Source organism: Variovorax sp. FG153 (assembly GCF_057809595.1).
On record NZ_JBMDKG010000034.1, the window covers coordinates 39,049 to 51,382 of the forward strand.

Annotated in this window: 10 protein-coding genes; 3 read left to right on the forward strand and 7 right to left on the reverse strand. The window is 70.1% G+C overall.

The annotated features are described in order from the left end of the window. Positions 1-12 precede the first annotated feature (12 nt). Together ACODT0_RS29135 and ACODT0_RS29140 are read left to right on the forward strand one after the other, a co-directional pair. Positions 13-1,086 carry a patatin-like phospholipase family protein gene (locus ACODT0_RS29135; protein WP_489042908.1) on the forward strand — a complete coding sequence of 358 codons (1,074 nt, stop codon included), beginning with the start codon at positions 13-15 and terminating at the stop codon, positions 1,084-1,086. 103 nt (positions 1,087-1,189) lie between these two features. Further along, positions 1,190-2,182 carry a tripartite tricarboxylate transporter substrate binding protein gene (locus ACODT0_RS29140; protein ID WP_057590265.1) on the forward strand — a complete coding sequence of 331 codons (993 nt, stop codon included), beginning with the start codon at positions 1,190-1,192 and terminating at the stop codon, positions 2,180-2,182. A 22-nt stretch (positions 2,183-2,204) separates the two neighbouring features. Here the strand turns inward: ACODT0_RS29140 and ACODT0_RS29145 are convergent, their stop codons facing one another. The 7 genes from ACODT0_RS29145 to ACODT0_RS29175 form a co-directional block, all read right to left on the reverse strand. Further along, positions 2,205-2,591 carry a DUF4150 domain-containing protein gene (locus ACODT0_RS29145; RefSeq protein WP_057590264.1) on the reverse strand — a complete coding sequence of 129 codons (387 nt, stop codon included), beginning with the start codon at positions 2,589-2,591 and terminating at the stop codon, positions 2,205-2,207. A 45-nt stretch (positions 2,592-2,636) separates the two neighbouring features. Continuing rightward, positions 2,637-3,314 (reverse strand): DUF3540 domain-containing protein, encoded by a 678-nt coding sequence (locus tag ACODT0_RS29150; protein WP_422097042.1) that lies wholly within the window; start codon positions 3,312-3,314, stop codon positions 2,637-2,639. After that, the gene (locus tag ACODT0_RS29155) at positions 3,311-4,444 is read right to left on the reverse strand and encodes a pentapeptide repeat-containing protein (protein ID WP_413763528.1); all 1,134 of its coding nucleotides are present in this window, start codon (positions 4,442-4,444) and stop codon (positions 3,311-3,313) included. Before ACODT0_RS29155 ends, ACODT0_RS29150 begins: the two co-directional genes overlap by 4 nt. Next, the gene (locus ACODT0_RS29160; RefSeq protein WP_489042909.1) at positions 4,441-7,098 is read right to left on the reverse strand and encodes a DUF2169 family type VI secretion system accessory protein; all 2,658 of its coding nucleotides are present in this window, start codon (positions 7,096-7,098) and stop codon (positions 4,441-4,443) included. The genes ACODT0_RS29155 and ACODT0_RS29160 overlap by 4 nt, the downstream gene beginning before the upstream one ends. Positions 7,099-7,113: 15 nt before the next feature. Further along, a complete protein-coding gene (locus ACODT0_RS29165) occupies positions 7,114-7,551 on the reverse strand; it encodes a hypothetical protein (RefSeq protein ID WP_057590260.1) in 438 nt (145 codons plus the stop codon). A gap of 12 nt (positions 7,552-7,563) precedes the next feature. Then, positions 7,564-9,909 carry a type VI secretion system Vgr family protein gene (locus tag ACODT0_RS29170; RefSeq protein ID WP_489042910.1) on the reverse strand — a complete coding sequence of 782 codons (2,346 nt, stop codon included), beginning with the start codon at positions 9,907-9,909 and terminating at the stop codon, positions 7,564-7,566. A 166-nt stretch (positions 9,910-10,075) separates the two neighbouring features. Next, positions 10,076-11,212, reverse strand: a complete 1,137-nt coding sequence (locus ACODT0_RS29175; protein WP_489042911.1) for an iron-containing alcohol dehydrogenase — start codon at positions 11,210-11,212, stop codon at positions 10,076-10,078. A 139-nt stretch (positions 11,213-11,351) separates the two neighbouring features. Between ACODT0_RS29175 and ACODT0_RS29180 the strand changes: the two genes are divergently transcribed. Further along, on the forward strand, positions 11,352-12,314 hold the full coding sequence (locus ACODT0_RS29180) for an alpha/beta hydrolase (protein ID WP_489042912.1): 963 nt from the start codon (positions 11,352-11,354) through the stop codon (positions 12,312-12,314). Positions 12,315-12,334: the final 20 nt, after the last annotated feature.

A 12,334-nucleotide genomic window follows, 5' to 3' on the forward strand; every position in this document is an offset into this window, starting at 1 on the left:
GATGGCCCTGGCATGAAAGCCCTGCGCATCTACGCCGGCCCCGCCGCGCGCCGGCACATCGAGGCCCAGGGCCTGCGGCCGCAGGACGTGCGCACGATCCCGGGCGCGGCCGGCGGTCCCAAGGGGCTGATCCTCGGGCCGATCGACCGCTTCGTCTTCGGCGAGTGGCTCGCGCAATCGGACCAGCCGGTGCACCTCGTGGGCGCGTCGATCGGCGCCTGGCGGCTGGCCACGGCCTGCCTTGGCGATCCGGTCGCGGCCTTCGAGCGCTTCGAGCACGACTACGTGCGCCAGCAGTTCGAGGTGCCGCCGGGGCAGAAGCGGCTGAGCCCGCACCAGCTGAGCGAACGCTTCGCCGAGAGCCTGCAGGCCTTCTATGGCGGGCGCATCGGCGAGGTGCTCGCGCATCCGCGCTACCGGCTGCACGTGGTGACCTCGCGCGGGCGCCACATCCTCGGGCGCGAGGGCAGGGCGCGCACGCCGGTCGGCTACCTCGGCGCCTTCGCCTCGAACAGCGTGCACCGCAAGACCCTGGGCGCCTGGCTCGAGCGCTGCGTGTTCTCCACGCCCGGCGCCGAGCTGCCCTTCGGCACGCGCGACTTCCGCACCCGGCAGCATGCGCTGCGCGAGGACAACTTCAACCTGGTGCTGCAGGCCTCGTGCTCGATCCCGTTCCTGCTGGCCGCGGTGCACGACATCCCGGGCGCGCCGCGCGGCGCCTACTGGGACGGCGGCATCACCGACTACCACCTGCACCTCGACTACCAGCCGGTCGACGACGGCCTGGTGCTGTACCCGCATTTCCAGCGCGCGGTGGTGCCGGGCTGGCTCGACAAGGGGCTGCGCTGGCGCCACAAGTCGACGGGCTTCCTCGACCGCATGGTGGTGCTGGCGCCCGATCCCGACTGGGTGAAGACGCTGCCCAACGGCAAGCTGCCCGATCGCAAGGACTTCATCCATTTCCAGAACGACGCGCAGGCGCGCATCGCGGCCTGGACGCGGGCCACGCGAGAGGCCCAGCGGCTGTCGGACGAACTGCGGGAATGGCTGGCGCGCGGCAGCGCGGCCGAGATCCTGCCGCTCTGAGCGGCGCCGGGCAAACCCTGAACGGGCACGCGGCCCGCGCTTCGAGAATGGCCCGCATGCCGTCCGCCCCGGACGGCGCATAACAAGCAGGAGACCGTTCCCGATGCCCCATGCCCTGATGTCGCGCCGCCGCTTCGCCACCGCCACCTCCGCCGCCGGTGCGGCCGCCACGCTCGGCCTGCCGGTGCTCGCGCAGAGCGCCTGGCCCAACAAGCCGATCCGCATCGTCGTGCCCTACACGCCCGGCGGCTTCACCGACCAGATGGCGCGGCTGGTGCAGATCGGGCTGCAGACGCGGCTGGGCCAGCCGGTGCTGATCGACAACAAGCCCGGCGCCAACAGCCTGATCGGCGTCGATGCGGTCGCCAAGGCCGCGCCCGACGGCAGCACCTTCGGCGTGGTGATCGCGGCCTATGCGGCCAACACCTCGCTCTATCCGAAGCTGCCCTACGACCCGCGCAAGGACCTCGCGGGCGTGTCGCTGATGGGCGTGTCGCCGCTGCTCGCGGCGGTCAACCTCGATGCGCCGTTCAAGACCGCGCGCGAGCTGATCGACTACGCGCGCGCGAATCCCGGCAAGGTGAGCTTCGGCTCGTCGGGCAACGGCTCGGCCGCGCACCTCACGACCGAGCTGTGGAAGTCGCTCACGAAGACCTACATGATCCACATCCCGTACCGCGGCGCGGTGCCGGCGCTGACCGACCTGATGGGCGGGCAGATCCAGCTCTTCTTCGATGCGCCCACCGGGCTCATCAACCAGGCCAAGGCCGGCAAGATCCGGCTGATCGGCGTGGCCGGCGACAAGCGGCTGCCCGCGGTGCCGGACGTGCCGACCTTCATCGAGCAGGGCTTCGCGGGCTTCACCGGCAGCACCTGGGCCGGCATGCTCGCGCCGGCCGGCACGCCGCGCGAGATCGTCAAGCGCATGTCGGACGAGGTGGCGCGCATCATCAAGAGCGACGAGACGCGCGCGAAGCTCGATGCGATGGGCACCTTTCCGGCCGGCGGCACGCCCGAGGAGTTCGATGCCTTCATCGCGTCGGAGACCGCGAAGTGGGGCGCGGTGATCCGCACCGCGGGCGTGAAGGCGGAGTAGCACCAGCCCGGCCGTCGAAGGCTCAGGCCGCCAGCACCAGCACCTTGAACTGGCTCGGCACGATCCGCATGCCGACGATGTTGCAGCGGTTCTGCACCGACAGGCTGGTCATGCGCGTGCACGGCGTGCCCTTGAGCAGCACGGTGAAGGCGCCCGTGATGTGGCGCGAAGGCCCCATCACCGTCTGCGAGACCACGCCCATCAGCACGCCCGCGTTGTCGCCGTTGGTGATCGGCGTGACGGTCGCCATGTTGTGGGCCGGCGTGCCGCCGTAGAGGATGTTCCAGGCGTTGGGAATCGCGGTCGGGCCCAGCGCGATGTTGGGGTAGGGGATGGGCAAGGCCGGTGGCGTCTTGCAGACGTCGGGGAAGGCGAGGTCGACGCCCATCATCTGTGCGTTGGCGAACATGGTGGCTGCTCCTTTCTGGCTGTCGTCGGTGGTCGATGGCGCGGGTCAGCCCATGTGGATCTGCTCGGCATCCACCTTGACCAGTCCCTTGCTGCTCACCAGCGTGTTCTTCGCATGCAACCGCAGGGTCTCCTCGGCCTGGTAGTCGATCTGCCCCGCGCGCACCTGCTCGACCTCCTCGGTGAGCCTGAAGCTCGAGCGCGTGAGCACGCTGAGCCGGTCGAGCACGGTCTCGCAGGTGCGGCCGACGAAGCGCGCGAGCAGCGTGGTGATGCGCACTTCGCCGCCGCGGTAGTCCATCTCGCCGATCTCGACCTCTGCCTTGCGCGCTCGCAGATCGAGTTCGGGCGCGGCCAGTTCGAGCCGGGTGCCGGCCTGCAGCGTGAGCACGCCGTCGACCGCGAGCCGCGCCTGTGCGGGATCGGCCTGCGTGATGACGGCGATCAGGTAGGCCTGGTCGCGCCGCGGCCCGGCCACCAGCACCGTGTCGCCGACCGAGGGCTGCAGCAGGCAGCTCGCGGCGCGCGGGCACTGCCAGCGTTCGCCGCCGGCCTGGGCCTCGACGAGGAAGGCATCGCCGGGCAGCGCCTGCAGCACGGTGCCGAGGGCGTTGCCGGTCCAGGCGGCGGGCGCGGGCAGTGGACGGCGCAGCAAGGCCTGCATGTCCGGTGCGTGGTGCGCGGTAGGAGCGGAGGCGCGTTCGCGCAGGGCGGCGGGGCTCATGGTGCGAGGTCCTCGAGGTCGTCGGAAGTGGAAGGCAGCGGCCGGCCGAAACCATCGCGGCCCGCGCGTTGCGGGCGGTCCTGGCGCGCGGCCGAGAAGCGCTCGGCCTCGAACAGGGCCGGGTCGCTGTCGAGCACGCCGCCGCGCTCGCCCCATCGGGTGCCGGACTGCAGCGCGCGGTGCATCTGCGTGCGCTCGAAGAAGGCGCCGCGAAGGTCGGCCTCGCCGAGGTCGGCATAGGCGAAGTCCGCATACACGAGCCGGCTGCGCGCGAACGAGGTGCGGCGGCACCGCGCGCGATGGAACACGCACTGCTCGAGCCGCGCATCCGACAGGTCGGCGTCGTCGAGCCGCGCACCGACCCACAGGCTCTGGTCGAAATGGCCGCCGCGCGCATCGGCCTGGCGCAGGTCGGCCTCGGGAAACAGGCACTGCGGCGCATGCACCGCGGTGAGCACCGCGCGCGCGAGCTTCGCGCCCTTGAAGTTGCACTGGACCAGCGTCGCGCGGTCGAAGTTGCAGCCGCCGAGGTCGGCATCGATGAACTGGCAGAGCCGGAACTGCTGGCCCGAGAAGTCCTGGCCCGCGAGATCGGCCTCGCTGAAGATCACGTTGTGGAAGCTGGCGCCCGTGAAGCGCGCGTCGCGCAGCGCGGCGCGGTAGTAGACGGTGGTGTCGAACGTCACCGCGTCGAAGCGGGTGCCGGCCAGGCTCGATTCGCCGAACACGGCCTTCGTGAGGTCCGCACCCGCGAAGCTAGTGCCATCGAGCCGGCTCTGGTGAAAGGCAGCGAGATCGGCCTTGGCCTCGGCGGCATCGGCCTCGTGCAGCTCGCAATCGCTGAAAGCCGCGCGGCTCATCGTGGCGCCGCGCAGGCTCGCGCGCGCCAGGCTGCAGCGGTGGAAGCCCGCGCGCTGCAGGTCGGCCCCGTCGAGCACGGCACCGTCGAAGCGGCAGGCATCGAAGGCCGACTCGGCGAGCTTCGCGCCGCGCAGGCTGGCGTTGGAGAAATCGCAGTCGCGCAGGGCGCCGCCGCTGAGGTCCAGGCCATCGAATCGCATGCCCTGGAAATCCTGCCGCTCGATGAATTCGCCGCCGCGCAGTTTCAGGGCCAGGGTCTCCGGCGTCATTGCACCGGATCCGCCGCGCGCCGCGGCAGCGTCTTGGCCTGTTCGAGGTAGGCGCCGTGGGTGTCGGTCACCGTGTCGATCACGGTCTGCGAAACGTCGGCGCGGAACAGGTTGGCTTCGCGCAGGTCGCAGGAGAGCAGGCGGGATTTCTGCAGATGGGCATTCATGAGGTTGGCGCCGCGCAGCGAGGCCTGGGTGAAGTCGGCGCGGATGAACAGGCTGTCGGGCGCATCGATGGCGCCGAGGTCGGCGCCGGTCAGCACGCAGCCCGAGAGATCGCAGGTGTCGAGCGTGGCGCGCACGAAGCGCGCGCCCTCGAGCTGCATCTCGCGCAGGCTGCAATGGACCAGCGTGGCGCCTTCGAAATCGACCGTGCGCAGGCTGCTGATGCCGACGAAGCAGGTGGTGCGCAGCGTGGCGCCGCGAAAGCTCACGCGCCGGTCGGCCACGGTGTGGGCCCAGGCGCAGGCTTCGAGTGAAGCGCCCGCGAAGTCCAGGCCCTCGACCTCGCAGGCGATGAGGCCGAACTTGTGCAGCGTGGCGCAGCGAAAGCTGCAGTCCACGAGCCGGCTGCCTTCGAGCACGGTCACGTAGTCGAAGTGCGCATCGTCGAAGCGGCAGCCCTCGAAGTGCATGCCGAACAGGTTCAGCTGCGCGAGCCGCGCGCCGCCGAAATCGCAGTGCTCGAAGCGGCTCTTCTCGCTCGTGGTCTCGGACAGCCGGGCATGCGCGAACGAGGTGCGCTCGCAGCGCGCGAGGCTCAGGTTGGCGCGATCGAGCACGCAGTGGGCCAGCGAGGCATGCGCGAGGTTCGCGCGCACCAGCACCGCCTCGGTGGCATCGGCGCCGTCGAGCTGCGCGCCCGCGAGCGAGGCGCTTTCGAGCAGGGTGCGGTGCAGCCGGGCGCCGCGCAGGTCGATGCCCGAGAGATCGGCGCCGGTCAGGTCCAGGCCCGAGAGATCGCGCGTGGTCGCCATGAGCTGCAGCACGCGTTCGCGCGCCTCGGCCGCGCGCGCATCGTCCATCGCATCGGCCGCGCGCTGGTGCTGCGCGCCGAGCCGGTACATGTCGATCAGGCCGCGGCGGCCGTTCTCGGCCGCCTGCTCGAGCGCGCGCTGTTGCTCGGGCGGCATCTGCGGGCTGCGCGTGGCGGGCGCGATGCCCAGCAGGCCCTGCATCACGGTCTTCGCATCGAAGGCCGGCGGTCCCTTGACCTCGGTGCGCTGCGCGCCGTCGACCATCTCGCCGGTGTCGAAGCCGACCTTGCGCGACTCGGGCGCGTTGGCCTTCGCCTGCCGCGCGAGGTCGCGGCGGCCGTCCTCGAGCTTCTGCAACTGTTCGCGCTCGTAGGCCTTGGCGCGCTCCATGAACGCGGGCAGTTCGCTGAGGCTCGGCCGCCTGGTGAAGGGCTCGGGCGCCGCGCGCTCCTTGAAGTGGCGCGGCTTGTGGCCGGCGGCCACGCCCTTGTCGGCGAGGTCTTCGCGCAGCACGCGCGCGCGTTCGCGCATGTTGCGCACCAGCGGCGATTCCTCTTCCTCGAGCTGGTCGAGCCAGGGACCGATGGTCTCGGCGGGCAGCAGTTCCTCGTCGCGGAAGGTGTGGAGCGCGCCGGTCTCGGGATCGCTGCGGCGCTGCAGGATCTCGAGGTAGTGGGCCAGCGGTCGCGGTGCATCGGCGGCGCGCTCGATGGCGGGCATGAGGTGCGTGATGTCGGCGGCGTCGTCTTCGGCGATCGCGGTCTCGCCATGGAAGATCAGCGCGATCTGTTCGCGGTGCGGGAAGAACCAGGCGGTGGTGAGCCGCAGCTCGACCTCGTCGAAATGTTCGGGCTCGTCGCTGCCGGCTTGCGTCTTGCGCGCCACGAAGCCGCGCGCGCGCCAGTCGGGCAACAGGCCGCGCTGCACGGGCTGCGCGGGATGCATGTTCCAGACCTCGTAGGGCGTGCCGCCCGCGATGCGGTCGGCCTGGGTCCAGCGCTGCTCGGGCGCGGCGGCGTTGAAGAGGCGCCAGTCCATGTCCTGCGCGAAGCCGGGGAACAGGTGCTCGCGCCAGTGCGCGCCGTAGTCGTTGCCGATCAGCCGCATGCGCGCGGGCCAGCTCACGTCGATGGCGCCGGGGCAGGCCGGCTCCATCGTGCGGCCCGGATGGTCGATGCGGCGCTGCGGATGCTCGACGTTGGGCAAGCGCTGCACCCACAAACCGTTCACGAGTTCGGGCTGGTGGCCGATGCCCAGCGGGTTGTCGGCGAAGGCCGAGCCGCCGTAGGCGCGGCTCCAGTCCAGCCGCATCGATTCGAAGGGCTGCGGTGCGCTCGCGCGGCCGTCGATCCAGTAGCGGTCGCCGAACACGGCGAACCGGCGTGCCAGCGCGCCCACGCGCAGCTCGACCGCGCAGGCCGTCTTCTCGGCCTGGTGATGGGTGTAGGCATGGCCGGTGGCGAGGAACTCGGCGCAGGCCTTGGGCATGCCGAGGTCGATGGCGCCGGTGGGGCCCAGCTCCTCGGAGACCGTCTTCCAGAATTCGGTCTCGGGCAGCAGCACCGGCTGCTCGTCCATCGACACCATGCCCATCACCGTGAGTGCCAGGCGTTGGTGGCCCTGGCGCAGGAAGGGGCGCGTGATGACGCTCAGCCGCAGGGGTTTGACTGTTTTCACGGGCGGGCGCGCGGCTCAGTGCGAGGCGCGCGGAATCTCGAGCGGCGTGCGCGCGCGGTCGATGGCGAAGATGGAGGCGTCGTTCGGATCGCGCAGCAGGTGCACCGGCTTGCCGGGCACCGCGAACTGCGGCAGCAGCCCTTCGTCGATCAGCGTGCGCACGACGGCGCGTCGTTCTTCCACGACGGCGTCGGTGCCGAGCACGCGCAGTGCGAGTTCGACGGCATAGACGGTCTGGCCCTGCGAGCCGCCGCGCGAGAGTTCATTCTCGGACCGCTTGAGCGACTCGACCACGGCCTGCGCGGGAATGCCGGTCTGCGCCAGCCGCTCCCAGGTCCTGGCCTCGGCCGAATAGATACGGTTCTCGCGCGTGGCCGCGATCACGACCGACACCGCGACCAGCAGCATCGAGCCCATCAGCACCGCGAAGACGATCCACAGCAGAATTTCCATTCGTTCGCTTCGTCAGGCCACCAGTGTCAGCACCTTGAACTTCGCCGCCAGGCCGCCGGTCGCGATCAGCATGCCCTTGTTGGCGATCTTCAGGCCCGTGGTGCTGATCTTCAGCGGCGCGTTCTTCATCGAGAAGATGGCCACGTCGATCTTGACCGTCGCGAGCTGCGCGTTGAGCGCCGCGTAGTACTGCAGCCGCGCGCCCCACACGTCCAGCGACATGCCCACCAGGCTCAGCCGGAAGCCCACGCCGCCCACGCGCGCGAGCCGCCAGTCGCCGCTCGAGGCGTAGTTGTTGTTGTAGACGGTGGAGTTGTTGGTGTAGTTGTTGGTCGTGTTGTTGTAGGTGGTCGACGTCGTGTTGTAGACGTTGGTGTTGATGACGTGCTGCGTCGTGTTGTGGATGTGGTTCGTGGTGTTGAAGGTCACGTCGGGCGAGGTGTGCACCGTCGGGCCGGTCACGATGGTGGTCGAGGGGCCGTTGACCGTCGTGTTGTTGACGGTGTTGATGGTGTCGTTGCGCCCGCCGCTCACGAAGCGGATCTCCTGGCCGTCGATGGTGCCGTGGAAGCCGCCGGTGATCGCGAGGTTCACGCCGCCCGTGATGGTGTCGTTCAGGCCGCCCGCGAGGTTGCGGTTCTTGCCGCCGGTAATGCGCTGGTTCACGCCGCCGCTGATGGTCTCGCTGAAGCCGCCGGTCACGTCGCGGGTGTCGCCGCCGGTGATGGTCTCCTGCGCGCCCGCGGTGATGTCGCGCGTCTCGCCGTCCTGGTAGGTGGCCGACTCGTGGCCCTTGATCAGCGTGGTGCGCGTGCCGTCGGTGGTGTGGGTCTCGTCGGCCTCGACCTCCACGTCGAGGTTGCGCTCGGCATGCAGCAGGATCTGCTCGGCGCCGGTGCGGTCCTCGAAGCGCAGCATGTTCGCCTGGTTGGCCGCGCCGCCTTCGCTCGAGCGCGTGAGGATGCCGCTGGCCGTGGCGTTGGCCGGCAGTTCCCACGGCGGCATCTGGTCGCTGTTGTAGACGCGGCCCGTGATGATCGGCCGGTCGGGCTCGCCGCCGATGAAGTCGACGATGACCTCCTGGCCCACGCGCGGCATGTGCATGGTGCCGAAGTTCGCGCCGGCCCAGCTGCTGGACACGCGCACCCAGCAGGAGCTGTTCTCGTCGGCCTGGCCATAGCGGTCCCAGCGGAACTGCAGCTTCACACGGCCGAAGCGGTCGGTCCAGATCTCCTGCGGGCCGACCACGGTGGCGGTCTGCGGGCCGTTGGTGCGCGGGCGCGGCGTCCTGCGCGCGGGCCGGTAGGCCACGGAGGAGGGCAGCACGGTGAAGTCGAACTCGCACACCGATTCGGCGCTGCCGCCGCTCGAGTACTCGGGCTCCTGCAGGTCGTAGCGGGTCTCGGTGACCAGGTACTCGCGGTTGTCGGCCTCGCGCGGGCAATGCGTGAGCGAGAACAGGTAGCCGGGCGCCATGCCCGCCACGTTGGTGTGGCCCGCGGCCAGCTCGTGCGCGCACTGCAGCTCCTGCAGCCGGATGCGCGCATAGGTGTCGCCCTGCTGGTGCTCGCTGTAGCCGCCCAGCCATTCGTAGACCTCGTACGAAGCATGGTCGTGGCCCTTGGGGTCCTGCTGCACGCTCTGCAGCGAGGCGCGCGACTTGCGGAAATCGAAGTCGTCGAGCATCACTCGGCCCGAGGTGATCTGCTCGGCCACGCGCCAGCGGTCGATGCAGGGCTCGAGCGCATCGACCACGCGGTCGCGCGGCCGGTACGGGATGCTGGCGTAGCCGGGCAGCGGCCGGTAGGCGCCGGCGTCGTCGGCCAGCACCAGCAGGTGCGAGCCGTTCGAATGCTCGAAGTGGTAGGAGATGCCTTCGTGCTCCATGAGGCGGCTCGCGAAGGCGAAGTCGCTCTCCTGGTACTGCACGCAGTTCTCCCAGCTGCGGTAGCTGCCGGTCAGTCGCTTCTCGTATTCGAAGCCGTATTTGCCGAGCACCTCGTCGAGCACTTCGGGCACGCTCCTGTTCTGGAAGATGCGGCTGTCGGTGGTGCGCGTGAGGTACCAGAGCCAGGGCTGCACCAGCGCGCGGTAGACGTAGTGGCGGCCGGTCTCGTTGGCACGGCCCAGCAGTTCGAAGCGCACCACGGTGCCGTTGAGGAAGCGCGGGCCGGCATCGTCCGAGACCTCGATGCTCAGCGAGGTGCCCAGCAGCGTCTTCAGGTCGAGGTTGAAGCTGGTGCTGACCATGTCGACCTCGAACTCGAAGAGTCTGGAGAGGCCTTCCTGTCCCCGCATCGCGCGAAACTTCAACTGCTCGGCGCTCAGTGCGGTGTGGACCCGGATGGTTCGCGTCATTCGAAGGTGTTCCCTGTTCTCGAAGGACCCGGCGGGTGCGGGTCGTCGAGGCCAGTCTAGGAAGCCCTCATGTCATCGACATGACGCGATGGTGCATGCGACGCGCTAAGACCGCGCGCTTAAGACGAACTGTTTATAAGGCCGGGCCAAGCGCCACGGCCCGGCCTCACATCGAGGCTTCGAGCATCGCGCGGTAGTCGTCGCGCGTGGCCAGCCGCGGGTTGGTCTTGTGGCAGTGGTCGGCCATCGCGCCGTCGATGATCTGCTCGAACAGCGCGGGCGTCACGCCCACGTCGGCCAGGCCCTTGGGCAGGCCCAGGCGCGCGTTCATGTCGCGGATCGCATCGCCGAGGTCGCCGGCCGAATCGAGGTGCATGGCCTGCGCCATGCGCTGCAGCCGCTGCTCCTTCTGCACCGACTCGGCACCGGCGTTGAAGTGGATCACCGCGGGCAGGAACAGCGCGTTGAGCGTGCCGTGGTGCAGGCGCGGGTCGACGCCGCCGAGGCTGTGGCTCAGCGAGTGGACGCAGCCCAGGCCCTTCTGGAATGCCATCGCGCCCTGCATCGAGGCGCTCATGAGGTTCAGGCGCGCCTCGCGGTCGCTGCCGTCCTTGGTGGCGCGCTCGATGTGGCCCCAGGCGCGCTCGAGCCCGTCGAGGCCGATGCCGTCGGCCGGCGGGTTGAAGGCGGCCGACATGAAGGTCTCCATGCAGTGCGCGATCGCGTCCATGCCGGTGGCGGCGGTCAGGCGCGGCGGCAGGCCGAGCGTGAGCTCGGGGTCGCAGATCGCGGCCTTGGGCATCAGGAACCAGCTGTGGAAGCCGAGCTTTCGGTGGTCGTCGACGATCACGATCGCGCCGCGCGCGACCTCGCTGCCGGTGCCGCTGGTGGTGGGCACCGCGATCAGCGGCACCACGCGCTCGGTGATCTTCGGCGAACCGCCCTCGATGGTGGCGTAGGTCTTGAGCGGGCCCTCGTGCGTGGCCGCGATCGCCACGCCCTTGGCGCAGTCGATGGCCGAGCCGCCGCCCACGGCGATCAGGCCGTCGCAGCGGCCGCTGCGGTAGAGCTCGACGGCCGCGCGCACGGCGGCCTCGGTCGGGTTGGACGGGGTCTGGTCGAAGATCGTGACCTCGAGGTCGGCGATGGCGTCGATCGCCTTCTGCAGGATGCCGGCCGCGCGCACGCCGGCGTCGGTCACGATCAGCGGGCGGTTGATGCCGATGCGCGCGCACTCGCTCGACAGCAGCTTCACCGCGCCGAATTCGAACTGGATCTGGGTCAGGTATTGGATGAGGGCCATGGGGTGGGGGAGGGGTTCTCGAGCTGGCAGGCAAGTACGATGGCGGACCATCGAATCTACCAACAGGCAGGCAGCTTGCCCACGAAGAAAACCCTCGACGCTGTCGCACTCGGCACAGCGCTCGTTGGCTTCCCATGACATGACGACGAATCCCCCCGCACCTTTTTCCCCTCCGCTGACCGCCAAGATGGCCAGCGTGGTCGAGCGCATGGCGCGCGCCGGCCACCCTTCGCTCGACCAGCTCACGCCCGACGAGGCCAAGGCCTCGTACGAACGCGGCGCGGGCGTGCTCGAGGTGCCCAAGCCCGAGCTTGCGCGCATCGAGGACTTCGAGATCGCCGCGCGCGACGGCCATGCGATCCCCGCGCGGCTCTACGCGCCCTCGGCCGAGGTGCTGCCGGTGCTGGTGTACTTCCACGGCGGCGGCTTCACGGTCGGCAACATCCGCACCCACGACACGCTGTGCCGCGTCCTCTGCAAAAAGAGCGGCTGCGCCGTGGTGTCGGTCGACTACCGGCTCGCGCCCGCGCACAAGTTCCCGACCGCTTCCGACGATGCCTGGGACGCCTTCGCCTTCGTCGCGCGCCAGGGCGCGAGCCTGGGCCTCGATCCCGCGCGGCTCGCGGTCGGCGGCGACAGCGCGGGCGGCACGCTGGCCGCGGTCTGCGCGATCCTCGCGCGCGACGCGGGCCTGCCGCTCGCGCTGCAGCTGCTGATCTACCCCGGCACCACCGGCCACCAGGACACCGAGTCGCACCGCCGCTACGCCCAGGGTCCGCTACTGACCAAGGCCCTGATCGACTACTTCTTCGGCCAGTACGTGCGCAGCCCGGCCGACCGCGACGACTGGCGCTTCGCGCCGCTGATCGCGGACGACGTCGACGACGTGGCACCGGCCTGGATCGCGCTGGCCGAGTGCGACCCCGTGGTCGACGAGGGCATTGCCTATGCCGACAAGCTGCGCGCCGCGGGCGTGCCGGTCGACCTCGAGATCTACCGCGGCGTGATCCACGAGTTCCTCAAGATGGGCCGCGCGGTCCCCGAGGCGCTGCAGGCGCAGGACGACGCGGCGAAGGCGCTGCGCGAGGCGCTGCGGCCCTGACGATTCCGATTTCATTTCCC